The organism is Paenibacillus sp. FSL W7-1332, assembly GCF_037969785.1.
Lineage (GTDB): Bacteria > Bacillota > Bacilli > Paenibacillales > Paenibacillaceae > Paenibacillus_AQ.
Genome location: NZ_CP150209.1, coordinates 5,128,819 through 5,155,800, shown reverse-complemented (window position 1 = coordinate 5,155,800; position 26,982 = coordinate 5,128,819). Strand labels below are relative to the sequence as shown.

Here is a 26,982-nt window from a genome sequence, read left to right as displayed (position 1 = left end):
ATGATTCAGGGGGATAGAGATGATCGTTCAAGAAGTTGATGACCTTGGTGCAATAGACATAGCCGAGCTCTTGACTGAAAGCAAGAGAGAAGGGTTCAGGAATATCCATAGGCTTGTGAATGATTATAATGAGGGCAGCAATAGGTTTCAGCATGAAGATGAAGCCTTGTTTGAATGTCGAGTAGGTCATAGGGTCATCGGCATTTGCGGGTTGAATCGTGATCCGTATTCTGACGGAAGCATAGGCAGGATTCGCAGATTGTATGTGTTAAAGGAATTTCGGCATTATGGTGCCGGGAGAAGGCTGGTCGAAGCGGTAATTCAGAAGGCGAGCAGTCATTACAGTAAACTCGTGTTAAGAACGGACAACCCCAAAGCGGCTGATTTTTATAAGAAGCTGGGTTTTAAAGAAGTGAAGGGTGATGTACGGATCACGCATGAACTTGGGTTTGGATGTAATCACGGCTGCCATGCATCGATCCTATAGAGTAAAAAAAAGACCGCCGTGAAGGCAGCCTTCCTACCCCTCGTAGGCTTGCTGTAATGTCTGCATATTGATTTTTGATTTCGTCTGGAGTAAAGCCTTCATGACGCGTTCGGATTTTGCCGGATCGGAGTCAGTTATCATTTCGCTTAAGTTAGCGGGGACGATCTGCCACGATACACCGAACTTGTCCTTCAGCCAACCGCATACTTGGGCTTTCTCGTCCCCGCCCTCAGACAGCTTCTCCCAATAATAGTCCAATTCTTCTTGGGTTTCGCAATGCACAATAAATGAAATGGCTTCATTGAAGGTAAAATGCGGACCGCCATTTAGGGCAACAAAATGTTGGCCTTCCAGCAGGAATTCCACAGTCATTATCGCACCTTCGGCAAATGTATGGTTGTCATTTTTTTCTGCACCGTAGCGCGTGATACGCTCGATCTGTGAATTTTTAAAAATAGAGACGTAATGCTGGGCGGCTTCCTCGGCTTGGTGGTCAAACCACAGGTTTGGCGAAATCTTTTGGACTCTATTCTTCATAATCCCAACTCCTTCATCACAGGTAATAGAATGTAATGCAATCGTACCATATCCTTCTTAACACGATTTCTTTCCAATTGCGATATATTCCTGGAATTATAGTACGAAGATAACTTTTTAGGATAACGGAGGGTTAAAACAATGAGTGGAAGTCAATTCATCATTACGGGAACCTCAAGGGGAATCGGCGAGCAACTGGCTTATATGCTCCTAGAGAAGGGCCATGAAGTGCATGGAATCGCGAGAGGAACGTCCGAGAGATTGAGCAGCTATCCAAAATACAGACACCATGTATATAATCTGAGCGATACGTTGGGGCTGGAGGAGCTTGTGGATAGGGTGTTTGACGAGATGGATCCCGTTCACGCGGATAGGATCTGCCTTATCAATAATGCGTCCATGCTTGAACCACTGAAAGCCATTGAACAATGTGATGCAAGAGATATACATATGAATGTGCAGATCAGTCTGGTTGCCCCCATGATTCTGACATCCGGCTTCATCAAGAAAACGGAGGGGTTGTCCATTCGGAAGAAAATCATCAACATCTCTTCAGGCTCTGGCATATACCCAGCACCTACGATGTGTGTCTATTGTTCGGTCAAGGCCGGAATCAATATGTTTACGCAAAGTGTAGGGAGCGAGCAAAGGAACAGGCCAAACCCGGTAGAGATCATTGCGGTTAATCCAGGTATGGTAGATACGGATATGCAAAGAATGGCCAGAGGGAAAAATGAGCAGGAGTTTGAAATGGCCAAAGCCTTCGCCCATGCCCATGAGTCAGGGCAGCTTCTATCTACAGAGGAAATCGGGGCGCATCTGTTACGTATCATCGACAAGGATTTTGCAACCGGAAGTGTTGTGAATTATGACGAAATCTAAGCGACCTGTGAAAGCTGAAGTATATCTTATCTATCGGAGGCTGTTATCATGTTGATGCCAACACATATCGTCGCTGTCGGCGGCATAGTTGAGAATGAACGCGATGAGATTCTATTGGTGAAGGGGCGCAGCGGCTGGGTTTTTCCAGGTGGGCAGGTGGAAGCCGGAGAGAATTTGATGGAGGCGTTGATTAGAGAAATCAAAGAGGAGAGCGGCATGGATACCATCGTTTCCCACCTGATCGGAGTCTATTCCAATACATCAACCTATCCGGGACACAGCGGAGTTGCCGTGGTTCCAACGAAAGTGATGATGGATTTTGCGTGTAAGCCTACGGGCGGCGAGCTGGGGATCTCGGACGAAACGACGGACAGTCGTTGGATCCCTAAGGATGAAGTGCTTCAATTGATTACGGCCCCGGCCATTCGTACGCGATTTCAGGCTTATTTGGATTTTAATCGAGAGGTCGTCTATATGGAATATATGACGAAGCCGGAGTTTGAAATTAAGTTGAGACGGAATATCTAAGAACCACGAAATGGTCTGATAATGGATCGAAAGGAATATGCGCATGGAAGAAGTCATTGTCACCCCGTACAATCCGGACTGGAAGAATGAGTTTGAACGGGAACAAAATAAAATTAGGTTGGCTCTGAAGGGACTTGACGTACACATCGAACATATCGGGAGTACGGCAATTAAGGGTTTAGGATCGAAACCGACCATTGATATGATGGCTGGTGTTTTGAGTTTAACGTTAGTAAATGAAAATGAACAATATATAGAGAATCTGGCCAGAATCGGGTATGAATATGTGTTTAAACCGGAGTTCCCGGAGCGGCTGTTCTTTCGAAGAGGCCAATGGCGGGCGGGGACACATCATCTTCATGTTTACAAGTATCAAGGCCAACAGTGGAACGACCAGATTTTGTTCAGAGAGTATTTAAAGAACCATCCGGACACACGGGATCAGTATTATTCCTTAAAAAAAGTTCTGGAAAGCCAGTTTAAACATGACCGCGTGGCCTATACCAGCGGCAAGGCTGATTTCATTCGTGAAGTGATCCGGAAGGCAAGGCAGGATACAGATTTGGTCGAGGAACTTGATGCGGAAAGGAATTAAAGATGATGTCCGAATATTACTGGGATTCCACAATCGAATACCTGAGGAATACGAGAGGGCTATACTATAACGATGATTATCTGGAGTTTCTTGTTAAGAATGTCTGGAAAATGAATACTCCCATTAACATTGTGGATTACGGTTGTGGTTATGGGTATCTAGGATTAAAGCTTCTCCCGTTATTACCCGAAGGTTCAACCTATACAGGGATAGATAAAGGCAAGGATTTGATTAAGGAAGCAAGAGAAGTGTTTGATAAGCTGCCCTATTCTACTGAATTCATTCAAGGAGATATTGAGGATATGTTTGTGGAACGTCAGTATGACGTTGCGATCTGCCATGCATTTTTATTACATATGGCAAGCCCTCGGGAGATTCTTCAGAAAATGATGAATAGTGTACTGGACGGCGGACGAGTCATTTGTTTTGAGCCTCATTGGATTGCTAATACGGCTAATTATGGCTTCGATGGAATCCAGCAGTCTGAAGTCGTCCGTCTAGGCATATTACAGAAATTGTATGAAGCGAGTGCCAAAGATAGCGGGAAAGACGGAAATATCGGCATGAGGCTCCCTATTCTTCTAAGTCAGCTGGGATTACGGAATGTGGAATGCCGAGTCAGTGATAAAGTGAATTTTTTAGATCAGAATATGGATGCTGCTGAGAAGGTTCGGCTTTTTCAGTCCTTGAAGGAAGAAGGCATTGGGCAGGAACTGGAAGATCCGGTTAAGGTAGTGGAGCAGATGGTACAGAGAGGTTTATCAGTGGAAGAAGCCCAAGCCCAATATGCCGCTGAACTCAAGTTGTTCCAGGTGTTTAATAGCGACTCGTGGTTGACTTATGCACCGAATATGAAGATCTCTTATGGAACGGTTGGTCGAGAATAAACTTGCTTAAGGAGCCTTATGAAAATTGGATTGGTAAGACATTTTAAAGTTATACATATATTGGATAGGAAATGAATGACGTCCGATCAGTTCAATGCTTGGGTGGAAGCTTACAACAACGCTGAAATTGAACAATCCGACCTGGATTATGATTATTCGGAGTGGAATGTCTGCATATCCAGTGATTTGCCAAGGGCCATTCAGACGGCAGAAACGATATATCCAGGCCCTATCATCGCAACGAATCGGTTAAGAGAGATTGAGGTTCAATCGATTCATTCTTTGGGAAATCTAAAGCTTCATTTACGAAAAAGAATAGGACTACAACGATCTTCTCCAATAATAGATAGCCAACTGGGTTCTGTCTCGGAGCTCCAATTTATCCAGTATGATCGAGAGGGTATTGCGCACGGTTCCTTCGCTGATAAACAATTGCTCGGCAATTTCTCGATTCGAGCAGCCTAAGGCAACCAGCTCGAGAATATCGTTTTCCCGCGGGGTAAGGTCGGCACGATTCTCTTTTTCGGGCAGCATCAAGGTCTTCAGCACATTGGCATCCACAACGGAAGTACCGGAAGCCAAAGCACGCAGCTGTTGTGCCATACTGGAGACCTGCGTCGATTTCAGCATGTACCCCTCAGCTCCGGCTAGCAGCGCCAGGCGGATACTATGCTCATCTTGAAATGTGGTCAGCATCATAATCTGCACCTGGGGCCATTTTTGCTTGATTTGCCTCGCCGCTTGGATTCCGTCCATACCAGGCATCCGAATATCCATGAGGACGATGTCCGGCAGGACCTCTTCACAGCATTGAATGGCTGCAGCGCCGTCATTCGCAGTGGCCGTTACTTCCATATCCGGTTCTCTGGATAGAAGCAGCCGGAGACTCTGACATACCAATGGATCGTCATCCACAATGAGAATGTTCATCGAATGCCCCCCTTTCCCATAGGTAATACGCAGACCAATTGAAAGCCGCCGGATGTATTGATGGAGATGCTCCCGCCTGCCGCCTGGGCTCTTTGCCTTAGGTTGCGGAGTCCGGTTCCAGGCAGCGAGGAGGAATCCAAAACGCCGTCATTTTGGACGCTTAACCGCACGATATGTTCATTGACGTCCAACGATACTTCAACGTGTTTGGCTTTGGAATGACGCACCGCATTGGTCAAGGCTTCCTTGAGACAAGCATTCAGGATGACCCACAGATGGGCGGCTATACGAGATGTATCTCCATAAATTTGCAGCTGGACAGGCATCGCTTTGAAATTACGGCAGATCTCCTCCAGGCTCCGAATGCCGATCGCTTGGACAGGTTGCATATTATGGACCGTTTCCCTCAGCTCCAGGGCACTGCTCGACAAACGCATCTGGGCTTGGGCAAACAGGTCTTCCGCTTGCGGGTCATTCTCCCTCCATAATGTTTCAAAAGCTTGGAAAGCTAACAATGCAGCTGTTAATTCATGGCCAACCTCATCGTGCAGCTTCTGGGAGATTCGATGACGCTCTCTGAGCTCTGCAAGCTGAGCCGTTTGCACATTGGCCATAAGCAGCTCACCCTTCAATATTTCCAGTTCGTAGCGATCGCGACGCTCCTGATCTGCCTCTAATCGATACTGATGGGTTTGTTTGGACCAACATAAAACGATCCATCCCGCAAATGAAGCTTGAACGAGCATGAGCAGAAGAGGGAGGTCCGGATCGACATAGCCGATGACAAGCACTGCCAGGATGGGCAGGGAAAATAGCGGTGTACCGGCAAGCATGGTTTCAAATAGCGGCAGAGCCAGTCCGAAGCCGGCCTCCGGCCAGAATGGAATAATGGATATGCATAGAAGCTGGTCGACCAGTGTTGTCCATGAAGGAAGGGGAAACCGCCATCGGGCTAACGCCAGGATCGCTAAGGCGAAGACCAGGATGAATCCTTCGGTCCCGGCATCTCCCATAAACCAAAGAGCGGCCAGAAGCAGCAGGGCAAGTATTCTCCAAATCACGACGGCTATGCTCGGGGACCACGAATCGGTATAGCTTCTCATGAAAACCTCCCATGGCATACGTTCTCTTTTCCCCATATCGTAACATATTTTTCAAGCCAGTTTCCTTCGGCTGCCAATCAGCATAAAAGCGATCGCAAACAACAGCAGGATCCCGAGCGGAGTGAGCTGTTCCGCGAACAAGCCTCCGTTCTTAGCAAGCATGATTCCCTCATGGAACCAATAGGTGGGGGATACCATGGCGATTTTCTGCAGGGATGCAGGCATAGCCTGAATGGGAAATAAGGTTCCTCCGAGCACCGCCATGATCAAGATGATTCCCAGCATAACGGCTGTAGAAGATTCAGGCTGGCGGAACATGGAAGACCAAGCGAGAGAGAAGCTAATCGCGGTGACCGAGAACATACTCAAAATGCTGAAGAGTTGAATCAGACTGCCAAAAACATCGGCATGCAGCAACCAGGCGCTGCACGTGACCACGGCACTTTGTCCTCCGAGCAGCAGAGCAAAAGCAAGCAGATTCTGCGATAAATACTTGAAGTGGGTCACAGGTGCAACGCCGATTCGGGTCAGAATTTTATTCTTCCGATCCTCCATGATCATATGAACGAGTTTGGAGGCAGAGAATAACAGCAGGATTCCGTAGAAGTGATACCCTAGCGGTAAGCCATGCCAACCGCCCACCGGGAGGACAACGACGGCTGCGGGAAGGCCTAACAGCAAGATAAGATTGGGCAAGCTGCGGACGCTCCGAATGAGCGCGAAGTTAAATATCGTCAAGCGAGCTTCCTCCTCCCAAGCCATGCGCTGATCATCATGCATATCACGGTTAAGGCTAACAGCAATAAGATGCTAAGGTACGCTTTCCCTTGCCCGCCATCGACAAGCATCTCCAGGATGGCCATCTTTCCGAGGGTTACCGGATTCCCATAGGACGACATGAACTCAAAGAAACGATGATCTGGAAGAGGAAACATGAGTCCGGTCAAGATGATGAAGCCGATTCCGAGGACTTCAGATACTCTTTCAGCCAATTTTACGTTATGGATGGATAATGTCAGCAGCAGATGTACGGACTGTGCAAATAAGGAATAAATAATAAATACCAGCAATACCCAGCCGAGCGATCCCCACGCGATCCCGAACACCCAAGTTGTGAATAGCACCAAGACCAATCCTTGCAAAGTACTGAAGAGTGTGCAGGCAAGAATAAGAGAGCTTGAATAAACCGCTACGTTAATAGGGAGCGAATAGATTCTCCATTTGCGGGTTTTAAGTAAATCGATATCCAAATAACTCATCAAATACGTGCCGCCAAAAAACTGAACGCCCATAATGGTCGTAACGACCGTCAAGTCCAGCGGAGGAACACCCTTCATGCCTTCATAGGGTCCAATAACGATACCCAGCACGGTAATGACGACCAGCGGCAGGCCCACAAGAAGCAGCTGCCCGATGGGTTCGCGTATCAGGCGAAGCAAGGAGAAGTACGTCATTCTGAACACAAGCATGTTAAGTTCCCTCCGTGTCACGTAGTTGCTTACCGGTAAGCGTAAGGAATACGTCTTCAAGCGTAGGTTTCTCCGCATGGATGGATAGGACGCCGCCCGCGCTTTTGGCCAACGACAGGATACGATCCAGATTTCCTGCGCCTGCCCGTGATATGATCTGAATTTGCGTTCCATTCAAAACCACGTGCTTGACTCCATCCAGCTGTTTGATGTTATCGATCAGATCCTCCGTCAGCTCCACGACTTCCAGCTTGATCTTCTCTTCATGGTGGATGTTCTTTACCAACTCATCAATCGTCCCCTGCGCGATGACGTGGCCTTGATCCATAATCACGACGCGGGATGCGAGGGACTGCACCTCTTCCATGTAATGGGTGGTATAGAGAATGGTCGTCCCCCTTTTTTGCAGTTCGCGTACCGATTCCAGGATGTGATTTCTGGATTGGGGGTCGATTCCAACCGTAGGTTCGTCCATGATCAGGAGCCTGGGCCTGTGAATAATAGAGCAGGCGATATTCAGTCTCCGCTTCATTCCCCCGGAGAATTTGGAAGGACGTTTATGGGCTTGATCCGTTAATCCGACGAATTGGAGCGTTTCCGTGATTTGCCTTCTCAATTCTGCGCCTCTTAACCCATATATTCCGCCAAAAAAGGCGAGATTCTCTTGGGCGGTTAAATCCTCAAAAACGGTGATATCCTGCGTGACCAGTCCAATTTTCCGTTTAACCTCCAGCATAGGGCCGCTCAGCCGTTCACCAAACAGCTCGATGCTACCGGAATCGATGCCGATTAAGCCGGATAACGCATGGATCAATGTGGTTTTACCTGCACCATTCGGACCAAGAAGACCGAGTATTTCGCCCTGCCTGATTTCTAAATGGACATGGTCCAGGACAAGCTGATGCCCATAGCGTTTAATGATATGGTTCATGGTAGCGATTGTCATCCGAATCCTCCTTAGCTTGAGTGTTTAGCTTTATTATGGCAACCGGGAGAAAGCGTTCATAGTTACAATTGTAATGAAATCGGCAGGGAACCGCATGTTGAAATATGATGCCGGATACGTTACCATCATGGAATTAGTACATGTTGAATCGGCCAATAAAGGAGTCGTATCTGCGATGACCAAGGTACTTGTAGTAGATGATGAGATCAGTATCTCAAGTGCAGTTGCCTATGCGCTGCGGAGGGAAGGACATACGGTGGAGACGGCAGGGGATGGGCAGGAAGCGCTGGAGCGTGTGGAATCGTTTGATCCCGACGTGATGGTGCTGGACGTCATGATGCCGAAGCTTAGCGGGTACGATGTCTGTCGCAAACTCGGGGACCGGCAGCGCCCGGCCATTCTGCTGTTGACGGTGAAGGACGATATTGTGGATAAGGTGCTCGGGCTGGAGCTTGGTGCCGATGATTATATGACAAAGCCCTTTGACATGCGGGAGATCATCGCCAGGGTAAAGGCATTGTCCCGAAGAAGCCGTACTCCCGAGGCTGCCGGGAACCAAGCCCCCGAACAGCATGTCATCCGGATCTCCGGGCTTACCATTAATCTGTTAAATCGCACCATTCACGCCGAAGGCAAGCCCCTTGAGCTCACGCCGAAGGAGTTTGACCTGATGGCTCTCCTGGCACGGAATCCGGAGCGGGTATATTCGCGAGTGGCTTTGCTAGAACAGGTATGGGATATGGATTTTGCCGGCGGCACGCGTACGGTAGATATTCACGTCCAGCGATTGCGCAAGAAGCTGGGAAACCAGCATGAAGTGATCCAGACCGTTTATGGGATCGGATATAAAAGCACGGAGATTCCCTCATGAACAAGGGAAAGGTGCGTTTCGGCTTAAAGTGGAAAGTCGCGCTGCTTCTCGCTTTGCTGCTGATCGCCGTTGTGGTTGTTCTAAGCACGTTGGTTCTTGCCGGGATACGGGAGGATCAGCGGGTGCGCCTGGAGCAATCCTTCGCACAGGAGGCCGAAGCAGCCAATCTTAGAATTCATCAGGAATTACTGACGAATCCTGAGATGAAGCCGGATGAATTTATGGAAAATGTCGGTCAACGGCTGGCCGTCGATCTTGGAACCCAGAGCGGCATGCCGGTGACGCTGTATAAGCTGGATGGTACATTCACGGGGACTTCCCTGCCGTTCCAGCCGAAGATGGATGTACAAGACGCGCTTGCACATACGGCGCAAGGACGTTCCGCCTATATAACCGAGGATGACCAGCTGCTCTATCTTGCTCCGCTTCGGCATATGGAGGAGCCGATCGGAACGATTCAATTCCACGCCTCCCTGGCTGAGCAGCACGCTTTTTATGACAGGATCCAGAACCTGTTTATCGTGACGGGCCTTGCGGTGCTAGCCGCCGGCTTCCTGATCGGTTTTCTGTATGTCTGGCGGCAGGTGCATGTCATCAGCAGGCTGAACCACGCTGCGCAGAGGATCGGTGAAGGCGTCTACCTTAGCGAGCCGACGGTGAAGCGAAACGATGAGCTCGGCGAGCTAGCGCAAGGCATATATGAAATGAGCGGGCGAATTTCCTCATCGGTGAGCCAGCTCACGGAGGAGAAGCAGAAGCTGCTGGATGCCATCGAAAGACTGCAAGAGCTGGAACAGCAGCAGAAGCAGTTTATCGGGAATATCAGCCATGAGTTGAAAACGCCGCTGACCTCCATATTGGCTTATGCGGATCTGCTTGAAATGTATCGCGATGATCCCGCCCTGCTGGAGGAAGCCAGAGGACAGATCGGCAAGGAAGCACAGCGTCTATACCGCCTGGTAGAAAAGGCGCTTCAGTTCTCGTCCATGGATATTTATGAATTCGAAACCCATGCGGAACACGTAGATCTCATGCCGATTCTGGAAGAGGCGGCAGCCCGGTTAGAGGTCAAGGCAGAGCAATCGGACATTACGATTCGATCATCTTTAACGGATGGTAAGGTGTGGGCTGATCCGGAGAATCTGATGCATATGGTTCTGAATCTGCTGGATAACGGAATTAAATACAATAAGCCCGGAGGGACGGTTACGCTCTCGAATGAAGTGAAGCAGGATCCTAATGGCCAAGATCGTATGATCATTAAGGTAAGCGATACCGGTATCGGAATTCCGGATGATGCCAGAGAACGGATCTTTGATCCGTTTTATACGGTGAGCAGCGACCGTTCCAGGGTTCACGGAGGAACGGGCCTAGGGTTATCCCTGGTACGCAATCTGGCAGAGAAACAGCATGGCTCCGTTCAGCTTGCGGAATCGGGTCCCGGCGGTTCTACGTTTGTGATTGCCCTGCCGATGAATCGGCCACAATCCTCAGAGGTTATTTCGACAGAAGAAAGTTCAGACTTGGAATAAGGTCTGGACTTTCTTTTTTCGAGGGTACCTGTTTGTTTACAAATTTGTTACAAGCTCGATATCGTATCGAGATATTCACATTCTATACTGAGTTCAACAGGGAAAGAGGCGGCATGCCAAGATACATTCTGTGCTGCTGCCGAAGCGCCTTGGGGGATATGCCATTGGGAGGAACCTGTTATGAGAAACAGAGTAGGGAAGTATGGGTTCAAGTTGATGTCTGCTGTTGTTATTGCTGCAGCCCTGACGGCTTGCCAATCCCAGGATCGGCTGACGATCGTGGAGCCAGGCAACAATCAAACCGGCCAGCCCCCTGTATCGAATGCTGGAGAGACGGCATCAGGAGAGCGCAAACTTACGGTTGTAGAAGGAGCGAGTGGTCCATCCAGTCAGGAAGTGGTTGTGAATCAGACGCACCGGATCGCCTCGTCGAACATTGAGACATGGCTGTCGGAGAATGAGGTCAAGGTGCTTACAACCAAGCTGATCAAGGAAGCGACCGAAACGGAAGAACCGCAATATGCTTATTCCTCCGAAGCAGTGAACGTAAGTACAGGTGAGCGGCGTGAGCTCACGAATCATGAAGAGTCGCATCCAGGCGAACATCTTGTCAAAGAAGAAATCTCGCCGGACGGTAAATATAGCTTTATTCAGAAATGGAGGGATAAGTATAAGGCTGATAATTTCCTGAAGGATCTTAATACAGGTAAGAGCATACCGGTTAAGGGCGACAATTACATGGAGATCGGAGGGTGGCTGGATACAGACACCTATGTTCTTGCAGCAGGCTCCATGAGTGGCAAAGGCGATATTCGTCTCATTTCGACGGACGGCACTTATACAACCATAGCTATTGAGGATGAGGATGTTGAAATCTACAACCAGTTCGGGGCGAGTAAAGGCCGGATCTATTATATCGATGTAAACCAGGTGCTGAAGGTCGTTGAACCGGGGCAATCGAAACCCGTACAGCTTATTGAAAATGTATGGAGCTTCACCATCTCGCCGGATGGAGAGTACATTGCCGTCTCCACAGCGACCAACACGGAAGGGAACTCAGGCAGCAATTTACTGATCTATGACGCAGTCGGCAGCCTGCAAGGATCCCTTATCGGAAAAGGAAATCTGATTTCTTACCCGTCTTGGTCGCCGGATTCTGCCAGACTAGCTTTTGATGTATATTCGGAGAATGAAAGCGGGATGAACGGGGTGTATGTATTTGATACGGCTTCAGGAAAAGTAAGCTGGATGGCGCCCTATTATTCGGCGGTGCATCCTGCGGCCCATCCGGTCTACCCGTTGACTTGGAGTCCATCTGGAAAAAGACTGGGAATTACGATTGACGATAAAGAAGCGTTGATAGCGACGTATGTCATCGATTTTAAATAAAGATATCGAGCTTCATACTATGACTCATCGACTTGGAAGGTTGGTGAGACAACGAGGGGAATGGATGAAATGAAACCGTTGAAAAAATCAATCGTGGCGGTTGCCGTGCTGGGAATGACGTTAACGGGAGCAGCAGGTGTCTATGCGGGAGCCAACCTGGAGAAAATCTCGGCTTACCTCAATCACAGCATCGGTATCAAAGTGGATGGAGTCGTATATAACACAGGCAAAACATTGACTCCGATCACGTATCAGGATACGACATACCTGCCGGTTCGCGCGATGGCCGATGTGCTGGATGTACCCGTGCAGTACGATTCGAAGAATAACCTTGTGCTGATCGGAAGTAATCCTGGAAACGGTCAGACGACCGAGCTGACCAACGTGAAATACAGTGATGCCGAGCGAAAAGAAATCAAAAGCGCATTCGCCAAATTTGATGGTTTTCAAACGCCGTATGCTCCAACTCAGATGGTAAAAGGCGATGTGTACCAAAAGACAGGCGCATCGGAAGATGGCGTTAACATGTTATTCAAACACATGACGGTATATATCTCCCCAAGAGACTATTCTCATGGATATGACAGCAAATCGGTTACATTGTCCAATGGGGTTAAAGCGAAATGGTATACACCGGATGATACGGACATGCTGGGCTTTCAGATCGATGATCGTTTTGTGACAATCAGCTCACCGGAGCATTCCTTAAGTAGAGCACAGCTGGAGAAGGTTGCTGTAAGTGTTGCCCAATTGAAATAAATATAGAGATAAAAGAGATAAAGATATGGCTTAGATATGAAAAAGGCGAATAGAGGTTAGTACCAGGAAGCTTGCAGGGTGAAAGGAATGCCCTGTGAGCTTTTTTTATTTCGAAAAGCTATCACGCGCATTGATATTTCCTGGGCAATCCAAACTTCCAGTATATGTAAGAACGAGTTTTGGTTTTACTTTGATTTTATAGGAATTTTACGCATAATAGAAACTAAGGGAGATGATTCCACTTTGAATGATAAGAATATCAGTACGGTTGTTAATGGGGATTTAATTGTTACTCATCTGATAGGGAAGATAAACACGGATGATGTTATTGAATGGTTTAATGGTTTTGAAAATTCATGTCAGCAGTTTATTGGTAAGGGACTGAAATACAAATTGTTGGTGGATAGAAAAGGATATACTCCAAACCACTTCTCCGTTCAAAAAGTATGGAAAGAAAAGTTCTTTAATGACACTATCCTGAATCAAAGCAAGGCCATTGCGTTTCTTCTTGAAGAAGGGGAGATCATGAATTACCTGCAGCAATCCAACACCAAAGAATCCGTTAAATTTTTTGATGATTATGAACAAGCACTCCATTGGTTAAACAACTATCCAAGTTAAAAATTTATGTTGAACCAGTTGCGCTATAGCAACTGGTTTTCTTATGCTCACAGCTTTACGTTGTAGCGAAATTGGCTTGCTTGCAAGCTTCTAACAATATTTATGAAAAGAGCTAAAAAAAAGAAGCAGCATGATCGCCGCTCCTTCTAAAATCCATTAATTACGCTGTAATAACAGGTAACCGCTAATGCTGGATGTTCTTTGGCGGAATACGATTTTGAAACCTACATCATGATCAAGCAAACAGGCTAAGGCAGTTCTTAGCAATGCATTCGGCGTCAAATCAGCTCGGCAAGGAGAAGCATTGCCAATGACACGAGCAGCAACGATTCTGCGCGGGGAACCCGCAACGAGAGGGTTTCTTGCCCAGCTGATTAATACTAAATCCGGCTCTGGAACAGCACGGACACGACCCATTTGAATCACCTCTTTTACTATAGTAGAGTCAGTATATTAAATGATAATCTGCTATGAAGTGTGCACAGTAAAGGCGGAGTTTTTTAAGATCGTGGTTGCAACCCAAACTGACGGAAGGGGAGATGTGGTGTGAATTCTATGAAAATGAAGGACATGATTAATGAGTATGTGAGAGCCTATAATTCTTTTGATATCGAGGGGATGATTGCTCTTCTGCATGAGAAGATCGAGTTCAGAAACATATCAAGCGGATCGATCGACGTGGAGACCAAAGGAATCGAGGAATTTCGAGAGATCGCCGAACAGTCCAAGTCGTTATTCTCCTATCGTTGTCAGACGATCATTGGTTATTCGTTCGAAGATGACAAGACTCAGGTTGCGATCGACTACGAGGGTATTCTTGCTAAAGATCTCCCCAACGGTATGAAGGCCGGCGAGAAGATTCATCTGAAGGGAAAGTCCGTATTTGCGTTTAGAGACGATAAGGTAGCAGTGATAGAGGATCATAGTTGATTGAGCAGATGGAACTCAGGTGCACCTGAGTTGATCATTCCAAACTGTATTAGCACCACCTCTTGTATTGGTCGGAAGGCAGGAAGAGTTTATCTATAGTTGTTTAATCCCGGAAATAGGGTTCCTCCACATGGTATTATTTGGTTTAGTGTACTGAGAAAAGGGAGTGAGCGAGTGTCAGAAATCAACATCAAACGAAGCAGTCCGGAAGAAGCGCTTGCGGTACGGACGAACCTGATTCAATATAATGCACAGCGTATTGCAGAAGATTTGCAGCAGAATTACGAGGAGATCAACTTACATATAAAGAATGAGAATGGTGATATCGCAGGCGGGATCAATAGCGTGTTTTGCTGGAATTGGATTGAGGTCGATATTCTATGGGTGGAGGATCGATCCCGGGGGCGGGGCTACGGTTCAAGATTGTTACAGGAGATCGAGAAGATAGCCAGGGAAAAGAAATGCACCTTCATCAAGCTCAATACGTTCAGCTTTCAAGCGCCACTGTTCTATCAAAAGCATGGATTTCAAGAGATTGCACGTATCGACGATGCCCCAAGAGGGCATCAGCATTATAATTTGATAAAGCATTTGGTGTAGGCATGTATTAAAACCAACAACCATCCAAAGGAGCTTGATATGATTAGATTGCAGCCCATTGATAAGGATAATTGGACCGAATGCATTAAACTGAAAGCGAAGCCGGAGCAAGAAGGCTTTATCGCCTCCAATCTGTATTCGATTGCCCAGTCTCAATTTCTTGAACATTTTGAAGCAATGGCCATTTATAAGGAAGAGACGATGGTCGGATTCGCGTTGTATGGCTTGGATTCCGATGACGGCAACTACTGGATTTACCGTTTGATGATCGACGGTAATTTTCAAGGGAAGGGTTACGGTAAAGCGGCTTTGCGAGACATAATTGAAGAAATCCGAAACAAACCTGACCGGACGGATGTCCTTATGATAAGCTTTGATCCGAAGAACGAACAGGCCAGGCAGCTTTATGTCAAAGCGGGTTTTGAGGAAATCGGCGTCATGCTGTGGTCGGAGGGTGAATCGGTAGCAAAGCTGATGCTGTAAACCCTCAGCCTACAAGTGTGCGGAGAGGATGATGCTGATATGAAAATCGTAGTGACTGGCGGCGCCATCATCCGGGATCATCATGGGCGAATATTGCTTCAGAGACGCTCGGATTACGGCAATTGGGGACTTCCCGGTGGCGGTATGGAAGCCGGAGAATCCGTGGAAGAGACGATGAGACGGGAAGTGCTCGAAGAAACGGGGCTGGTCGTCCGCGATCATGAACTCTATGGTGTTTATAGCGGACCCAGAATGCAGTATCGATACCCGGACGGAAACGAGGTCGTGTTTGTCATGTTTATTTTTAACGCGACGGTGGATTTGGAAGGGAAGACGGAGGAGCAGGGCAGAATACTTAATCATCATGATGTCAACAACGAGTCGTTGCAGTTGGAATTCAAGGCAATGCCTGAGATTGATCTAGAGGATATCAGCTCTGTGCAAAGACCGGTATTTGAGGATCTGCAAAGCGGGAAGGCAAACATTTTAAGAACATGAATCTGTCTTGCATACGATAAAAAGGGAGTGCCTACTGTTTGTGACAGTTGTGCACTCCCTTTTAGTAGCCTATCTAGAGATCGGCTTCATACCCCAATAATTGGGTAAAGTCCTGGAATGTATCAGAATAATAATACATAACCTTAATGTTATTATTGTCACCGGTGGCTTTCTGACCCTTGCTTCGGATAATGGGAATGAACTCCGCATAGGATGCGCCATTCAAAGCAATTCGAACAGGCTGCTTAGGGTTGCTTAATTGTTCGTAAGTATAAAAGGATGGCTCCCCGTTCATGTTGATCTGCAAGTCGATTTTCTCTGAAGCCTTCACGGCCAGATAGAATTCCGGTACGGAATCAGGATTTACTAAAGCAAAGTCAGCAACCGGACTTTCTCCGTGTCCAGACGGAGATCCCGCATAGATAAAGTTTCTAGTGCCATTCGGGATGAGATCATCTGCCGATGGTTCCCGGACATAGTCGCTGCCATCATAATAATCGTATATGCGATGCAGGATGACCGCGGTTTCGGCTAACGTTACCTTTTGATTCGGACGAAAATGCCCTTTCGCGTCAGGTTTCATGATGCCGGCCTCGGCAAAGCCGAGCAGCGCATAAGCTTTAACGTAATCGAGATCGGAGGCTAAGGAAGGCCCCCATTTTTTGTCTTGCATCAATCCGATTTCGGGTGCCAATGGTTGATAGGCGTACTTCCATTTTTCGTATTGGTTGTAGGAATTGAAATACCTTTTGGGAAGATCTTTGATCTCCCGCAGCCTGGCAATCTCCTCACTTTCCAACACCTCCACAGAATATCCAATATCATCGAACAGCGCATTCAGCGTAATCAATAAGTCCCAGCGTGTTAACACCTTCTCCGGTATAAACTTGAAGGTTTCGTCATGATAATTGATTTTGTCGGCGGCGGCAATTAATCCGCTCGGCGCCGACGGTATGCTGCCGTATACATCTTTAAACATCTGGTAGGAGGGATGTCCATTTGGGACCCCGGGTATCTTGAGGTTCTTATCGCTTTCGACCCGTAAATCGGTAAACAGCCGATGAACCATGAGCGTGAGATCGGACTTGGTTACCATCCTGCCTAAAGTTTTTGTCTTATACTCCATATTCTCAAAGACTCCATGAGATCTAAGGAAATCTACGGATTCATTGGCCCAGCCATATTTGGCTTGACTGGTTTCCGCCGCGCTTGCCATGGATGTCATGCACAACGATAGAATGAGGGTAAAAGATAATAATCGACGCCACCTTTTTAGAATCATGAAATCCTCCTGTATGTATCTATGTATTGGATTAATATTCCTCCATTGTAGACGACAAATTATGACAGGAGCAATGTTTTTATGAGTATATACATAGCAATAAGGAGTTGGCCTGCGCACACTTCTGTTTGAACGTATCGGATGAGGAGAAGAATATCGGAATATCGACCATGAAAGGTATGATTTTGACGGATTTTTTTCAATGTAACCGTTGACATTACGGAACAAAATGGTAATATTTTAAGTCATTAGATATATAGCGGTTAAATTGGTGCCTATTGGCTTCTTTCATGACCATGTAATAACAGATTTCGGCTATCTTGGATAGTGGATGCAATGCAGCCTATGACGGAGGAGGTATGTATGGGAATAGACTGGTATGACATGATCGCACGAAGAAATGGCGGCTACAAAGGAAGAGCGGTGTGTACCGTCGTCGGCCGGTCGGCGGAAGAGGTGTTTGAGGAGCGGTTAGTGGAGATGCTGCCGCAGTTTCAATCGGTGCTGGATGCAGGCTGCGGGCATGGCGAGTTCACGCTCCGGATGTCCAGACATGCTAAGAACATCATTGGTTTTGACAACTCCGCGGAGATGATCCGAATCTCCCAATCCTTACTCGAAAGCAGTGGAATCGGTAATGTGGAATTTGTGTTTGCCACAACGAAGACCGAGTTGCCCTTTCAAGACGCTCAGTTTGATCTCATCTATGACCGCAGAGGGCCCACCTCGATTCTCGAACATCCCAGGATATTAGCTTCAGGCGGCACTATCATCGGCATACATAATGATGTGACTGCCGTTCGAAGGCGGTTGTCGGAGAATGGCTACATGAATGTCGTGATTGAGGAGTATAATGAAGCGATTACTTACTTCCCGAATGCCCGCGAATTTGCATTGTTTCTGTCGGATGTGCCGGGTAATCCCGATTTCACCTTGCCGGAAATGAAGGGTGAACTCGAGGCCAAGATGAGGGAGAATCAGATCGACGGGCAGCTTGGAGTCTATGAACACAAATACATCTGGAAAGCCATGAAGAGGTGACGTCAAGTCGTTTATCATACCGAAAAAGGAGTGTTGCGTTATGGATCATGAGTTCAACCGGAAGTGGCTGGAGGACAAATTTGAAAACATCCGCAGCCGTACCTTAAAAGTGCTGGTGCAGTTAAACGATGAGCAAGTCAATTGGCGGCCCAACCATTCCAGTCTGAGCATTTCGACGTTGATCAGGCACATCGAAGGCAACATTCAAGAGCGGGTCATGAAAGGGATTCTGCACAAAGACATCACGCGAAACCGGGAGGAAGAGCTGACGCAGGTTTTTGTCAGCCGGGATGATCTGATTCAGATTGTAAAGAATCGGTTTCAGTTCCTGATCGATACGGTAAAATCCATGTCGAGTGCGGACTTTGAACAGGTTCAACAGGTACGCGGTAAAGAACGAAGCAATCTCGACATACTGCATCAATGCGCCACGCATTATTCGGAGCATATGGGTCAAATTTTTTATATCGCGAAGCAGTGTTTGGCGGTTCAATATAAAGCTACATCGATCTAATAAGCAAGTCCCCCTTAGCTGGGGTATCCAGCGATCAAGGGGGACTTTTATTTTACGGTTGACCTGGAGAAGGGACCTGGTGGGTTTCTTTTTTCTGCATCATGCTCGTCAGCGGCTCGGGCTCTCGATACGTGATCGATTCATTAACCCCGGCATCCAGTTGCCCGTTATTGAACTGTACGCCGATAAGATGCGTGCCGGATGGCGCTGAAATGCCCAAAGAGCGTCCGCTGGTGGAGGTTCCGTTCAGGCCCTGATTGTTGCCCGGCGTGAAGACGGCCAGCAGTTGAGACGGTGAGAAATCTTCGCCATCAGCATTATAGTTGGCAAGGAACTGCTCCATGCTCAGGTCGTAACAGCAAGGCTGCTTCTTGATCCAGATCACCTTGGTTTCATTAGGACGGATGATGGTGTCCGTGCTGTAGCGATCCTTCGTAATGGTCCAGCGGTTGGACTTGGATTTGTCGAATGGAAGAGCAGGGTCGTAATAGTAGTAGATTTGATATCCTTCCAGGTCGATTTCCCGATCCGTGGGGTTGTAAATCTCCACATAATTGTAATTTCCTTGCTCGTTCGAGTTAGCGACCACCTCGGTGATGTGCAGGGCGGTGGTTAAGGGCAGATTAGGTACCGTTTCTTCGGTGGTTTTATTGGATCTTTGCAGGGTACCTTCCATCATGACGGGATAATGATCGCTAGGGTATTGGCCGACTTCATTGTAATTAATAATCTCGCTGTGCAGGACATTCCAGCCCTGGCTGTGCAGAATCCAGTCGATCCGGTTTCCGCTGCCGCCGCCCGTAGGGTCCTTGTAATTATGAAAGGTTCCCAGGTCATCGTTGGTGCGTTTCTTGGCGGTGACATGTCCATCCGACATCCCGTAGCTTGTAAAAATCGAATACGTATCGCTTCCCGGCCGGGTATTGAAATCGCCGGTTACGACAACGGGGATATCCGAGGCAAAAGCCTTCATTTTGTCGACAATGAGTTCGGCGCTCTTCTGCCGGGAAACCTCGGATTGGTGATCCAGATGCGTGTTGACCATATAAAAGGTTTTGCCGTTCTGAAGATCCTGGAAGCGAACCCAGGTTGCCATCCGCGGAATCTGGTTCCCCCAGCTGGCGGAGCTGATCGTCTGGGGCGTATCGGACAGCCAGAAGTGAGACTGTTCCAATGGCTTCAGTCGTTCCGTATTATAAAAGATCGCCATATACTCCCCTAAGCTCCCGCCTTCACGTCCGACTCCAATCCGACCATATCCCGGCAGATCATTCTCCAGATCGAGGATTTGCCGGTGAAGCCCTTCCTGCGTTCCGATGACGTCCGGTTTATGCTCCAGGATGAGATTCTTGGTGACGGGGCGGCGTTTCTCCCAAGGTTGACTGTCATTGGCGGCATAACGCAGGTTGAAGCTCATAACACGCAAAGGCCCAGGCGCTGCTTCCGCGGTACTCCCCAACTCGCCGGAAGGGGAGAGCGACGCCGTCGTCAGAAATGTTAGCATCATGAACAGGCTGGTGATTTTGGGGATTCTCATTAAAGTTCCTCCTTTGTCATGTGCAAGAATTGATTCCTTCTAAAGTGGACGTTAAGTAGATGTATTCTGTCCTCCCTTCCTGATTTGCCCATATCATATCTTATTTTTAGTTGGCTGCGTATTTACAATATTTTAGGTTTTTGCTTTCCTTTTGGGTAATCGTGGAGGAAATGGATGAGTGTATCCGGAATATACCATTTAGGAATCGAAGTGATATGGTTTGAAGCCATTGAATTAGAGCGCATTGATCTGCTCTTTGATTATCGGGATATCCATCGAACGGCAAGTTTTATACTTCAGAGGACTGAGGGTGTAAAGTCTGTGCCAGCTGTAACGGATGAAGCCTATTCGATGCAAACGGAAAGCCCATTAATGACTCTTGAACAAACGGCCGAATTCTTGAACCTCACCGAGTCTCAGGTGAAGAGGATCATCTCATCCGAGAATGCGCTAAGAGCGCAGGGTGATTCCGAGGGGGTGCCGTTTCCTTATATTGTGGTGCAAAACGAAATCTACGTTAGCCAAATAGGGCTTATCTCGTGGCTTGAGGGGGCTACGCGGGAAAGAAGGATATATTGATCATGCGATTGTTACGATCTAAGACCCTTAATCTCACGTGAAGATGGACAAAGCATGCACTCAACCAGAGGTTGAGTGCATGTTAGCTTACTCTACTTCCGCGTTATGTTTTTTCGTGAGGTTGTTGTGTATAGTAGAGGCATCTCATGGAAAGCGTGGTGTCTGGATTGATGAATCAGGCAAACGGCGTGATTGGTAACAATATTGGCAGGCTTCGAAAACAGCTCGGCATCACACAGGAGCTATAGGCTAACAGACTCGGTGTCAGCTATCAAGCCGTAAGTAAATGGGAGAATGGACAATCTTGCCCGGATATTATACTGATTCCGATACTGGCAGATGTATTCGGGGTCACGATCGATGAGCTTTTTGGCAGGACAGTCCATAACATCGATTTACGAAAAGGACTCGTGCTTGAGTATTTGTTCGACGGCAATGTGAGAGATACCAGCGGGGAGGGACATCATGGGCGACTAGAAGGCGGGAATTATGGCGAAGACCGCTTTGGCCGGAAGGGCGGGGCTTTAGTGTTGGATGGCGGAAGTCATTATGTCCGGATCGATCAACCGCCCATTCTTGTGAATGATGCTTTTTCAGTATCCGTATGGTGTTATTATGATGCACACAAGATCCTCCGTGGATGGCATAGCGCGATTGTCTCGCAAGATGGCCATCACCAGAACCGGGCGATGCAGCTTAGCACGAAGGATGAGTATATTACGTTCCATGGTTTCCTTAGAGAACCGGATCTATCGATGAACACCAAGATCGTGAAGGAGCACTGGTATCATGTGGTTATAACCTATGAGAAATCCCGTTACCGAATGGTTGTCAATGGCCGTCTCGTTGCTGAGCGTACAGGCAGTTTTACACCCTATAATAAAGAACCGATGTATTGTAGGTAGAAAATCAACCGATGAACCGTATTTCTTTTTCCAAGGGCGTATCGACGACCTGCGAATCTATAATCGTGCCATGCAGGACCGTGAGATCGAAGCCCTCTATCTTGAAGGTGGTTATAAGCCAGCCCCAATGCCGCATGTGGAGCCTGCGGAGGAGCCCATTCCGGTTCTTGAGGGATTGGACGACATCCGTATGGTCTTTACAAAAGATACCATTGATGCAGCGGCTGACTGGTATACCCGAAATTTAGGATTCAACATATTGATGCAGGAAGAAGGCTTCTATATGTTAACGTTGTACAACAGCCCGAATTTGATATTGGAATGCGTGAAAGCAAGGGAGCTGGAGTCTGGACAAGAGGCATCATTTATATTCAAAACCAATCGGGATATCGTAGAACTGAGCTCTACTTTATCTGCCGCTGGTGCGAGAATTGAGCAAATTCGGGACGAAGGCTTTGCATGGTTTCTGGATTTTATGGATCCTTATGGACAAGCTTGGATCATTATGCGCGAAAAGGGGAGTCATTTGAGTTGAAGTTGTAACAACGTCGCGCGATTGCGCGTTATGTCCGTTAACGGTAGAATGATGTTAAGCAGTTGATATTTCATCCAAGAACCCTCCTCATGGTTAACGCCAAAGGTGGGTTTTGTTTATTTAAGACCATACGCAAAGGAATGTGGATATGACGGAAAAGGGAATTGTGCTCGTGGTCAGCGTGACCCTTGTTCAAGGGGATCAAGTGCTTATCATCCAAGAAAATAAACCTTCGGTACGGGATACCTGGAACTTCCCGGGAGGGCGCATCGAGCCTGGGGAAGTTATGTTCGAGGCGGCTATAAGAGAAGTGAAGGAAGAGACAGGATATGATGTGCATTTGACAGGCACTACAGGCGTGTATCCATTCATAATCAGCTTGAATCACCCTGTGATCATGTTTCATTTTACCGGAAAAGTGGTGGGAGGCTCGCTTCATTTGGGAGCAGGCGAGATTAAGGATGCCCGGTGGGTCACACTGCCTGACATCTTAGCTGATCACAGCATGAAGATCAGGGATGTCGAAGTCATGAGACAGATCGTTGAGAATCTCAATAATGGCGTGCAGCACTCGCTTGAATTGTTTCATCCTTCTTTGCTTCTAACTTCGGGGTCATCGCATATTCATAATGCTTAGCGGATAATTTCGTATTATTTTTTGCTGTGGAACACAGTTCTTTCGTATGTGAAGGATACGATGATGTATCGAGGAGGTAAGGAAGTGGCCAGCATCCGTTTTCCCCTGGGTTCCTTTGAGCCAAAGGTGGAGCCGACATTGGAGGAGAGGCAGAGGTTTATACAACAGATACCTTCAATCGTACCGACGCTCCGGCAAATCATAATGAAATGTCCCCTTTCCCAGCTGCATATGCCTTATCGTGAAGAGGGGTGGAGCATTCAGCAAATCGTGCACCATCTGGCTGATAACGACATGAACGCATATCTGCGATTTAAACGTGCATTGACCGAGGAGGAGCCGGTGGCAAACTCGTACCGAGAGGATTTATGGGCTGAACTGAGTGATTACACGGAGGTTCCCATTGAGAACTCGCTTACGCTTCTGGAAACACTTCATTTTCGTTTTCTTATACTGCTTAAGGACTTACGGCCCGAGGATTTCAAAAGAACCATGAGAACTCAAGTACTCGGCAGCATTACCCTGGATATCGCACTGCAGCGATTTGTGTGGCACAACCAGCATCATATCGCGCAGATTACATCCATATTGAACCGTGAAAACGCGAAGTTACATAAGGAGTGAGCCCAATTGAGCTGGAGGTCCAAGTATGCTTATGGAGGCATTGTGTTCAATCAGAATCAAGAGGTTCTCATGAGAAGTCCGCGCGGCCATTGGGGCGGCTATCATTTTATTAGGAATCCAAAGGAGCTATCAAACCATGGGAATGTCAGATTACTATAAGGATCTAAGAGAAAAGATCGGAGACCAGTTAATATTCATGCCGTCCGTTGCGGGCATTATCCGTAATGATCAGGATTTTGTTTTATTTGGAAGAAAGCATCGCGAAGATGTATGGGGACTTGTAGCCGGTGCCATCGAGCTGGGAGAATCCCCGGCAGAGGCGATGGTTCGTGAAGCGAAGGAAGAAACTGGGCTGGATATCGTACCTGAACGAATCATTGGAGTATATGGTGGAAAAGAACGCCGATATACGTACAGCAACGGACATCAAGTGGAGTACCTCACGATTGTGTTTGAGTGCCGCATCATTTCGGGAGAGTTGGATCTTGAGAATGACGAGTTTGCTGAACTCGTATTCTTTCCGGAGGATCAGCTGCCACCCACGGCTTTAAAATATCCGGAACATATTTTCATCAAAGCGAATGGAGAGCGGGCACATTTCTGATAGAAAGCAGGTCCCCTATGACGTTAAAAGCGATAATCTTTGATTTGGATGAGACATTAACGGACAGAAGGTCGGCGATTGACTCGTTTATTGAGCGATTGATTGCCAGGTATTTCCCAGACTCCGATGAAGATGCTCAGTTTAGGATAGCCAAGCGATTTAAGGAAGCGGATCAGAACGGCTACCGGGATAAGCGTGAAGTGTATAAGATGCTGGTCGAGCATCTTCCGTGGGAGAATCCGCCTACGGCCGATGAATACCTGACATTTTTCAGGGAAGCCATCCCGCTTTGTATCCAGCCGATGGATCAGCTGTTACCCGTACTGCGTCATTTGAAGTTTAAGAGGCTGAGGCTTGGCATCATTTCGAATGGAACCGTCCAAGTTCAAGAGGGGAAGATCCGTCAATTGGGTATACGCGAGTACTTCGATTCCATCGTGATTTCCGAAGAGGCTGGCGTCAAAAAACCGGATCCCAGGATCTATAGGAAGGCTTTAGATTTGCTAAACGTACGGCCAACAGAGACGTGGTTCGTCGGCGACCACCCGCATAACGATATCATCGGAGCAGCGCAATGCGGAATCAAACCCATATGGTTTACGCGAGATGGAAATTGGAACTACTCTGAAGAAATAAAGCCATATCGGACGATACATAAGCTGGAAGAATTGATTCATATTTATACCGAATACCATGAGAATTAGCAATAAGGGTAAAGTCCAGTGTCTTGGAGGTGCAGTAATTGAAGCGATTTAAAAGCGATAATGGACAAAAGCTCGTCTATGAATCCTATGACCGCCTGATGGCAGGATGGACGGTACCTTACGAGCAGCACAATATATCCACCTCGTACGGGATGACTCACGTAATAACGGCAGGTTCATCGGATCTTCCCCCGCTGCTGTTATTGCATGGAACGGGAGATAACGTCGCCATGATGTGGATATATAATGTGACGGAGTTATCCCGGAACTTTCTTATCATCGCCGTGGATAATATCGGAGGTTCGGGAAAAAGCGAGCCGAATGACCGGTATGCGCATGACTTCAATCAGGCAAAATGGTTGGACGAGATCCTTGAGGCGATGAATGTTGACGCAACCTATATTGCCGGCGTATCCTATGGAGCTTATCTGGCTTATCATTACGCCATTGTCAGACCGGATCGGGTAAGAAAAATTGTATGCTTGGCTGGCGGCATTGCCGGAAGTCAATCTGAGCTGATGAGCAAAATGATGCGGGCTTTTCTGCCTGAAGCACTGTTTCCTTCAGAACGGAGTGTGCGTAAACTGCTTCGCAAGCTGTGCGGTACGAATGCAGATGCATTCGAGAACCATCCGGAGCTTATGCAGCACTGGGTCTACTTGCTGAAGTACTTTAACAATCGCTCCATGATGAAACACGCCATTACAATCCATTCGTCTGCCGACATTCAGACTATACGCAGCAAGACCTTGTTCGTTATAGGTGAGCAGGATCTGCTTAGTTGCTATCCGAAGGCGGTTGCCAGACTGGAGGCGAATGGGATGCGGTTCCACCTCGTTCCGGGCGCGGGCCATGCGATCAATCATGAGATGCCTGAGCTCGTTCATGAAGAGATAATAGGCTTTTGCAGGGAAGCTTGAGGGGAGGGAGGATCATTGAAGATGAAACGATTCACCTGGCTGTTTATAAGTGCGCTTCTCTGTCTGCTCGTGGTTCTATTCTGGAATGCGATGACACCTAAACTCGGCACGGGTTCGGGTAATGGCAACCCTGCCATCCTGCTGTTCATCCCTCTGAGCATACTTTTTCTAGTTCTGGTGAGTCCGGTATTTTATCGATACATATGAATAATCAATTCTTTAATGTAAACTCGTACTTCATGATGATGGCCTTTTCGCTTCTACTGTGCTTTTTGTACAAGTTGATTGAAGGACTCATAAACACAAGTCAAGGAACCTCTGCGGAGAATTAAATCAGTAATCTAGGTGGATAGGAGGAGCATGGTATGTCAACGAACGGGATATACGATAAGCAGGCCGAAGCTTATGAGGCCATGATTAGCAAGCAGCCTGATTTAGCGGGGGTTATTTATGAAAAAAAGCCATTCGAGGGGCTGGATGTACTTGATTTGGGGGCAGGATCAGGGCGATTATCTATGCTGCTAGCTGGAGACGCCAGATCTTTGATATGTACTGACATAGCGCAGCCGATGCTGGATATTTTGGATGATAAATTGTCTGAAGCCTATAATTCTCGTAATTGGACGACCGTAGTCGCTGATCATCGCAGCCTGCCGATTGATTCATCGAGCGTGGATCTGATCGTATCGGGCTGGAGCATTAGTTATCTGGCGGATTCGAGTCATGACGATTGGCGTAAGAATCTTGAACTTGTCATGACAGAGCTGCAGCGAGTATTGAGACCAGGCGGGACGATTGTGATTCTGGAAACGATGGGTACCGGAACGGAGACACCGAATCCTCCCGATTTCTTAACGGGTTATTACGAACAGTTGGAGCATCGATATGGATTTAACCATCAGTGGATTCGAACGGATTATGTTTTTGAAACAGTGGAAGAGGCGCTGCATCACACGGGATTCTTTTTCGGAGAAGAGCTGACGGACAAAATTCAGGCGAACCAATGGTCAACCGTGCCGGAATGCGCGGGGATCTGGTGGAAGCATGTTTAGG

Annotated in this window: 35 protein-coding genes; 26 read left to right on the top strand and 9 right to left on the bottom strand. The window is 47.5% G+C overall.

Annotated elements, in window-relative coordinates:
• The first annotated feature begins 19 nt into the window (after window positions 1-19).
• Window positions 20-487 carry a GNAT family N-acetyltransferase gene (locus tag MKX98_RS23275; protein ID WP_339218648.1) on the top strand — a complete coding sequence of 156 codons (468 nt, stop codon included), beginning with the start codon at window positions 20-22 and terminating at the stop codon, window positions 485-487.
• Window positions 488-520: 33 nt separating this feature from the next.
• Here MKX98_RS23275 and MKX98_RS23270 read toward each other — a convergent pair whose 3' ends face one another.
• Entirely contained in the window at window positions 521-1,024 is a 504-nt protein-coding gene (locus MKX98_RS23270) for a VOC family protein (protein WP_220684435.1), read from the bottom strand.
• Between the two features lie 141 nt (window positions 1,025-1,165).
• On the opposite strand from MKX98_RS23270, the gene MKX98_RS23265 reads away from it, so the two are divergent.
• The 4 genes from MKX98_RS23265 to MKX98_RS23250 are packed head-to-tail and all read left to right on the top strand — an operon-like array spanning window position 1,166 to window position 3,916.
• A complete protein-coding gene (locus MKX98_RS23265) occupies window positions 1,166-1,906 on the top strand; it encodes an SDR family NAD(P)-dependent oxidoreductase (RefSeq protein ID WP_339218645.1) in 741 nt (246 codons plus the stop codon).
• A 48-nt stretch (window positions 1,907-1,954) separates the two neighbouring features.
• A complete protein-coding gene (locus tag MKX98_RS23260) occupies window positions 1,955-2,434 on the top strand; it encodes an NUDIX hydrolase (RefSeq protein ID WP_194543761.1) in 480 nt (159 codons plus the stop codon).
• A gap of 43 nt (window positions 2,435-2,477) precedes the next feature.
• Complete coding sequence (locus tag MKX98_RS23255; RefSeq protein ID WP_194543760.1) at window positions 2,478-3,029, top strand: GrpB family protein; 552 nt, start codon at window positions 2,478-2,480, stop codon at window positions 3,027-3,029.
• Between the two features lie 5 nt (window positions 3,030-3,034).
• Window positions 3,035-3,916: a class I SAM-dependent methyltransferase gene (locus MKX98_RS23250; protein WP_339224560.1), complete on the top strand. Its 882-nt coding sequence runs from the start codon at window positions 3,035-3,037 to the stop codon at window positions 3,914-3,916.
• A gap of 321 nt (window positions 3,917-4,237) precedes the next feature.
• Here the strand turns inward: MKX98_RS23250 and MKX98_RS23245 are convergent, their stop codons facing one another.
• Genes MKX98_RS23245 through MKX98_RS23225 form a run of 5 tightly spaced genes read right to left on the bottom strand, consistent with a single transcriptional unit; the run spans window position 4,238 to window position 8,364 of the window.
• Window positions 4,238-4,846 (bottom strand): response regulator transcription factor, encoded by a 609-nt coding sequence (locus tag MKX98_RS23245; protein WP_071219863.1) that lies wholly within the window; start codon window positions 4,844-4,846, stop codon window positions 4,238-4,240.
• Window positions 4,843-5,949: a histidine kinase gene (locus tag MKX98_RS23240; protein ID WP_339218642.1), complete on the bottom strand. Its 1,107-nt coding sequence runs from the start codon at window positions 5,947-5,949 to the stop codon at window positions 4,843-4,845. The genes MKX98_RS23245 and MKX98_RS23240 overlap by 4 nt, the downstream gene beginning before the upstream one ends.
• Before the next feature lie 51 nt (window positions 5,950-6,000).
• A complete protein-coding gene (locus MKX98_RS23235; protein WP_339218640.1) occupies window positions 6,001-6,687 on the bottom strand; it encodes an ABC transporter permease in 687 nt (228 codons plus the stop codon).
• Entirely contained in the window at window positions 6,684-7,418 is a 735-nt protein-coding gene (locus MKX98_RS23230; RefSeq protein ID WP_339218637.1) for an ABC transporter permease, read from the bottom strand. Before MKX98_RS23230 ends, MKX98_RS23235 begins: the two co-directional genes overlap by 4 nt.
• 1 nt (window position 7,419) lies before the next feature.
• Window positions 7,420-8,364, bottom strand: a complete 945-nt coding sequence (locus MKX98_RS23225) for an ABC transporter ATP-binding protein (RefSeq protein WP_194543755.1) — start codon at window positions 8,362-8,364, stop codon at window positions 7,420-7,422.
• A 175-nt stretch (window positions 8,365-8,539) separates the two neighbouring features.
• On the opposite strand from MKX98_RS23225, the gene MKX98_RS23220 reads away from it, so the two are divergent.
• The 5 genes from MKX98_RS23220 (at window position 8,540) to MKX98_RS23200 (ending at window position 13,536) form a co-directional block, all read left to right on the top strand.
• On the top strand, window positions 8,540-9,235 hold the full coding sequence (locus MKX98_RS23220) for a response regulator transcription factor (protein WP_339224557.1): 696 nt from the start codon (window positions 8,540-8,542) through the stop codon (window positions 9,233-9,235).
• Window positions 9,232-10,767: a HAMP domain-containing sensor histidine kinase gene (locus MKX98_RS23215; RefSeq protein WP_339218635.1), complete on the top strand. Its 1,536-nt coding sequence runs from the start codon at window positions 9,232-9,234 to the stop codon at window positions 10,765-10,767. Before MKX98_RS23220 ends, MKX98_RS23215 begins: the two co-directional genes overlap by 4 nt.
• A gap of 180 nt (window positions 10,768-10,947) precedes the next feature.
• Window positions 10,948-12,156 carry a WD40 repeat domain-containing protein gene (locus tag MKX98_RS23210; protein ID WP_339218633.1) on the top strand — a complete coding sequence of 403 codons (1,209 nt, stop codon included), beginning with the start codon at window positions 10,948-10,950 and terminating at the stop codon, window positions 12,154-12,156.
• A gap of 69 nt (window positions 12,157-12,225) precedes the next feature.
• Window positions 12,226-12,915 carry a hypothetical protein gene (locus tag MKX98_RS23205; RefSeq protein ID WP_339218631.1) on the top strand — a complete coding sequence of 230 codons (690 nt, stop codon included), beginning with the start codon at window positions 12,226-12,228 and terminating at the stop codon, window positions 12,913-12,915.
• 147 nt (window positions 12,916-13,062) lie between these two features.
• Window positions 13,063-13,536, top strand: a complete 474-nt coding sequence (locus tag MKX98_RS23200; protein WP_339224554.1) for an STAS/SEC14 domain-containing protein — start codon at window positions 13,063-13,065, stop codon at window positions 13,534-13,536.
• A 156-nt stretch (window positions 13,537-13,692) separates the two neighbouring features.
• Here MKX98_RS23200 and MKX98_RS23195 read toward each other — a convergent pair whose 3' ends face one another.
• On the bottom strand, window positions 13,693-13,953 hold the full coding sequence (locus MKX98_RS23195) for a hypothetical protein (protein ID WP_194543751.1): 261 nt from the start codon (window positions 13,951-13,953) through the stop codon (window positions 13,693-13,695).
• Window positions 13,954-14,082: 129 nt separating this feature from the next.
• On the opposite strand from MKX98_RS23195, the gene MKX98_RS23190 reads away from it, so the two are divergent.
• The 4 genes from MKX98_RS23190 to MKX98_RS23175 all read left to right on the top strand — a co-directional run bounded on the left by MKX98_RS23190 (window position 14,083) and on the right by MKX98_RS23175 (window position 16,047).
• A complete protein-coding gene (locus MKX98_RS23190; RefSeq protein WP_194543750.1) occupies window positions 14,083-14,466 on the top strand; it encodes a nuclear transport factor 2 family protein in 384 nt (127 codons plus the stop codon).
• Window positions 14,467-14,640: 174 nt separating this feature from the next.
• On the top strand, window positions 14,641-15,066 hold the full coding sequence (locus MKX98_RS23185) for a GNAT family N-acetyltransferase (protein ID WP_339218628.1): 426 nt from the start codon (window positions 14,641-14,643) through the stop codon (window positions 15,064-15,066).
• 39 nt (window positions 15,067-15,105) lie between these two features.
• Window positions 15,106-15,549, top strand: coding sequence for a GNAT family N-acetyltransferase (locus tag MKX98_RS23180; protein WP_339218626.1), 444 nt, complete (start codon window positions 15,106-15,108; stop codon window positions 15,547-15,549).
• A 39-nt stretch (window positions 15,550-15,588) separates the two neighbouring features.
• The gene (locus MKX98_RS23175; RefSeq protein WP_339218624.1) at window positions 15,589-16,047 is read left to right on the top strand and encodes an NUDIX domain-containing protein; all 459 of its coding nucleotides are present in this window, start codon (window positions 15,589-15,591) and stop codon (window positions 16,045-16,047) included.
• Between the two features lie 73 nt (window positions 16,048-16,120).
• On the opposite strand, the gene MKX98_RS23170 is transcribed toward MKX98_RS23175, so the two are convergent.
• Window positions 16,121-17,329 carry an S-layer homology domain-containing protein gene (locus MKX98_RS23170; RefSeq protein WP_339218622.1) on the bottom strand — a complete coding sequence of 403 codons (1,209 nt, stop codon included), beginning with the start codon at window positions 17,327-17,329 and terminating at the stop codon, window positions 16,121-16,123.
• 363 nt (window positions 17,330-17,692) lie between these two features.
• On the opposite strand from MKX98_RS23170, the gene MKX98_RS23165 reads away from it, so the two are divergent.
• Both MKX98_RS23165 and MKX98_RS23160 read left to right on the top strand, forming a co-directional pair.
• Window positions 17,693-18,370 carry a methyltransferase domain-containing protein gene (locus MKX98_RS23165; RefSeq protein ID WP_339218620.1) on the top strand — a complete coding sequence of 226 codons (678 nt, stop codon included), beginning with the start codon at window positions 17,693-17,695 and terminating at the stop codon, window positions 18,368-18,370.
• A gap of 40 nt (window positions 18,371-18,410) precedes the next feature.
• On the top strand, window positions 18,411-18,884 hold the full coding sequence (locus MKX98_RS23160) for a DinB family protein (RefSeq protein WP_194543744.1): 474 nt from the start codon (window positions 18,411-18,413) through the stop codon (window positions 18,882-18,884).
• Window positions 18,885-18,936: 52 nt separating this feature from the next.
• Here MKX98_RS23160 and MKX98_RS23155 read toward each other — a convergent pair whose 3' ends face one another.
• Entirely contained in the window at window positions 18,937-20,421 is a 1,485-nt protein-coding gene (locus MKX98_RS23155; protein ID WP_339218617.1) for an endonuclease/exonuclease/phosphatase family protein, read from the bottom strand.
• 174 nt (window positions 20,422-20,595) lie between these two features.
• Here MKX98_RS23155 and MKX98_RS23150 point away from each other — a divergent pair, with 174 nt between their 5' ends.
• From MKX98_RS23150 to MKX98_RS23105, 10 genes are all read left to right on the top strand, one after another.
• Window positions 20,596-21,000: a hypothetical protein gene (locus tag MKX98_RS23150; protein ID WP_339218616.1), complete on the top strand. Its 405-nt coding sequence runs from the start codon at window positions 20,596-20,598 to the stop codon at window positions 20,998-21,000.
• 410 nt (window positions 21,001-21,410) lie between these two features.
• Window positions 21,411-21,905 (top strand): LamG-like jellyroll fold domain-containing protein, encoded by a 495-nt coding sequence (locus tag MKX98_RS23145; protein ID WP_339218614.1) that lies wholly within the window; start codon window positions 21,411-21,413, stop codon window positions 21,903-21,905.
• Between the two features lie 70 nt (window positions 21,906-21,975).
• Window positions 21,976-22,440 carry a VOC family protein gene (locus MKX98_RS23140; protein WP_339218612.1) on the top strand — a complete coding sequence of 155 codons (465 nt, stop codon included), beginning with the start codon at window positions 21,976-21,978 and terminating at the stop codon, window positions 22,438-22,440.
• A gap of 148 nt (window positions 22,441-22,588) precedes the next feature.
• The gene (locus MKX98_RS23135) at window positions 22,589-23,077 is read left to right on the top strand and encodes an NUDIX hydrolase (RefSeq protein WP_339224552.1); all 489 of its coding nucleotides are present in this window, start codon (window positions 22,589-22,591) and stop codon (window positions 23,075-23,077) included.
• An 84-nt stretch (window positions 23,078-23,161) separates the two neighbouring features.
• Window positions 23,162-23,701, top strand: a complete 540-nt coding sequence (locus tag MKX98_RS23130) for a YfiT family bacillithiol transferase (protein WP_339218610.1) — start codon at window positions 23,162-23,164, stop codon at window positions 23,699-23,701.
• Window positions 23,702-23,837: 136 nt separating this feature from the next.
• Window positions 23,838-24,305 (top strand): NUDIX domain-containing protein, encoded by a 468-nt coding sequence (locus MKX98_RS23125; RefSeq protein ID WP_216530049.1) that lies wholly within the window; start codon window positions 23,838-23,840, stop codon window positions 24,303-24,305.
• Between the two features lie 17 nt (window positions 24,306-24,322).
• Window positions 24,323-25,009, top strand: a complete 687-nt coding sequence (locus MKX98_RS23120; RefSeq protein WP_339218606.1) for an HAD family hydrolase — start codon at window positions 24,323-24,325, stop codon at window positions 25,007-25,009.
• 38 nt (window positions 25,010-25,047) lie between these two features.
• Entirely contained in the window at window positions 25,048-25,929 is an 882-nt protein-coding gene (locus MKX98_RS23115) for an alpha/beta hydrolase (protein WP_339218604.1), read from the top strand.
• A 21-nt stretch (window positions 25,930-25,950) separates the two neighbouring features.
• Window positions 25,951-26,136: a hypothetical protein gene (locus tag MKX98_RS23110; RefSeq protein ID WP_339218602.1), complete on the top strand. Its 186-nt coding sequence runs from the start codon at window positions 25,951-25,953 to the stop codon at window positions 26,134-26,136.
• Between the two features lie 158 nt (window positions 26,137-26,294).
• Complete coding sequence (locus tag MKX98_RS23105) at window positions 26,295-26,981, top strand: class I SAM-dependent methyltransferase (RefSeq protein ID WP_339218600.1); 687 nt, start codon at window positions 26,295-26,297, stop codon at window positions 26,979-26,981.
• Window position 26,982: the final 1 nt, after the last annotated feature.

Excerpts from the sequence above, each read along its gene's own strand:
- MKX98_RS23150 (WP_339218616.1), top strand. The coding sequence starts at position 20,596 with ATGAGTGTATCCGGAATATACCATTTAGGAATCGAAGTGATATGGTTT.
- MKX98_RS23265 (WP_339218645.1), top strand. The coding sequence starts at position 1,166 with ATGAGTGGAAGTCAATTCATCATTACGGGAACCTCAAGGGGAATCGGC.
- MKX98_RS23210 (WP_339218633.1), top strand. The coding sequence starts at position 10,948 with ATGAGAAACAGAGTAGGGAAGTATGGGTTCAAGTTGATGTCTGCTGTT.
- MKX98_RS23240 (WP_339218642.1), bottom strand. The coding sequence starts at position 5,949 with ATGAGAAGCTATACCGATTCGTGGTCCCCGAGCATAGCCGTCGTGATT.
- MKX98_RS23250 (WP_339224560.1), top strand. The coding sequence starts at position 3,035 with ATGTCCGAATATTACTGGGATTCCACAATCGAATACCTGAGGAATACG.
- MKX98_RS23105 (WP_339218600.1), top strand. The coding sequence starts at position 26,295 with ATGTCAACGAACGGGATATACGATAAGCAGGCCGAAGCTTATGAGGCC.
- MKX98_RS23180 (WP_339218626.1), top strand. The coding sequence starts at position 15,106 with ATGATTAGATTGCAGCCCATTGATAAGGATAATTGGACCGAATGCATT.
- MKX98_RS23195 (WP_194543751.1), bottom strand. The coding sequence starts at position 13,953 with ATGGGTCGTGTCCGTGCTGTTCCAGAGCCGGATTTAGTATTAATCAGC.
- MKX98_RS23220 (WP_339224557.1), top strand. The coding sequence starts at position 8,540 with ATGACCAAGGTACTTGTAGTAGATGATGAGATCAGTATCTCAAGTGCA.
- MKX98_RS23110 (WP_339218602.1), top strand. The coding sequence starts at position 25,951 with ATGAAACGATTCACCTGGCTGTTTATAAGTGCGCTTCTCTGTCTGCTC.
- MKX98_RS23275 (WP_339218648.1), top strand. The coding sequence starts at position 20 with ATGATCGTTCAAGAAGTTGATGACCTTGGTGCAATAGACATAGCCGAG.
- MKX98_RS23255 (WP_194543760.1), top strand. The coding sequence starts at position 2,478 with ATGGAAGAAGTCATTGTCACCCCGTACAATCCGGACTGGAAGAATGAG.
- MKX98_RS23205 (WP_339218631.1), top strand. The coding sequence starts at position 12,226 with ATGAAACCGTTGAAAAAATCAATCGTGGCGGTTGCCGTGCTGGGAATG.
- MKX98_RS23140 (WP_339218612.1), top strand. The coding sequence starts at position 21,976 with ATGCAGGACCGTGAGATCGAAGCCCTCTATCTTGAAGGTGGTTATAAG.
- MKX98_RS23165 (WP_339218620.1), top strand. The coding sequence starts at position 17,693 with ATGGGAATAGACTGGTATGACATGATCGCACGAAGAAATGGCGGCTAC.
- MKX98_RS23225 (WP_194543755.1), bottom strand. The coding sequence starts at position 8,364 with ATGACAATCGCTACCATGAACCATATCATTAAACGCTATGGGCATCAG.
- MKX98_RS23175 (WP_339218624.1), top strand. The coding sequence starts at position 15,589 with ATGAAAATCGTAGTGACTGGCGGCGCCATCATCCGGGATCATCATGGG.
- MKX98_RS23160 (WP_194543744.1), top strand. The coding sequence starts at position 18,411 with ATGGATCATGAGTTCAACCGGAAGTGGCTGGAGGACAAATTTGAAAAC.
- MKX98_RS23125 (WP_216530049.1), top strand. The coding sequence starts at position 23,838 with ATGGGAATGTCAGATTACTATAAGGATCTAAGAGAAAAGATCGGAGAC.
- MKX98_RS23135 (WP_339224552.1), top strand. The coding sequence starts at position 22,589 with ATGACGGAAAAGGGAATTGTGCTCGTGGTCAGCGTGACCCTTGTTCAA.
- MKX98_RS23270 (WP_220684435.1), bottom strand. The coding sequence starts at position 1,024 with ATGAAGAATAGAGTCCAAAAGATTTCGCCAAACCTGTGGTTTGACCAC.
- MKX98_RS23215 (WP_339218635.1), top strand. The coding sequence starts at position 9,232 with ATGAACAAGGGAAAGGTGCGTTTCGGCTTAAAGTGGAAAGTCGCGCTG.
- MKX98_RS23230 (WP_339218637.1), bottom strand. The coding sequence starts at position 7,418 with ATGCTTGTGTTCAGAATGACGTACTTCTCCTTGCTTCGCCTGATACGC.
- MKX98_RS23120 (WP_339218606.1), top strand. The coding sequence starts at position 24,323 with ATGACGTTAAAAGCGATAATCTTTGATTTGGATGAGACATTAACGGAC.
- MKX98_RS23170 (WP_339218622.1), bottom strand. The coding sequence starts at position 17,329 with ATGATTCTAAAAAGGTGGCGTCGATTATTATCTTTTACCCTCATTCTA.
- MKX98_RS23245 (WP_071219863.1), bottom strand. The coding sequence starts at position 4,846 with ATGAACATTCTCATTGTGGATGACGATCCATTGGTATGTCAGAGTCTC.
- MKX98_RS23155 (WP_339218617.1), bottom strand. The coding sequence starts at position 20,421 with ATGAGAATCCCCAAAATCACCAGCCTGTTCATGATGCTAACATTTCTG.
- MKX98_RS23260 (WP_194543761.1), top strand. The coding sequence starts at position 1,955 with ATGTTGATGCCAACACATATCGTCGCTGTCGGCGGCATAGTTGAGAAT.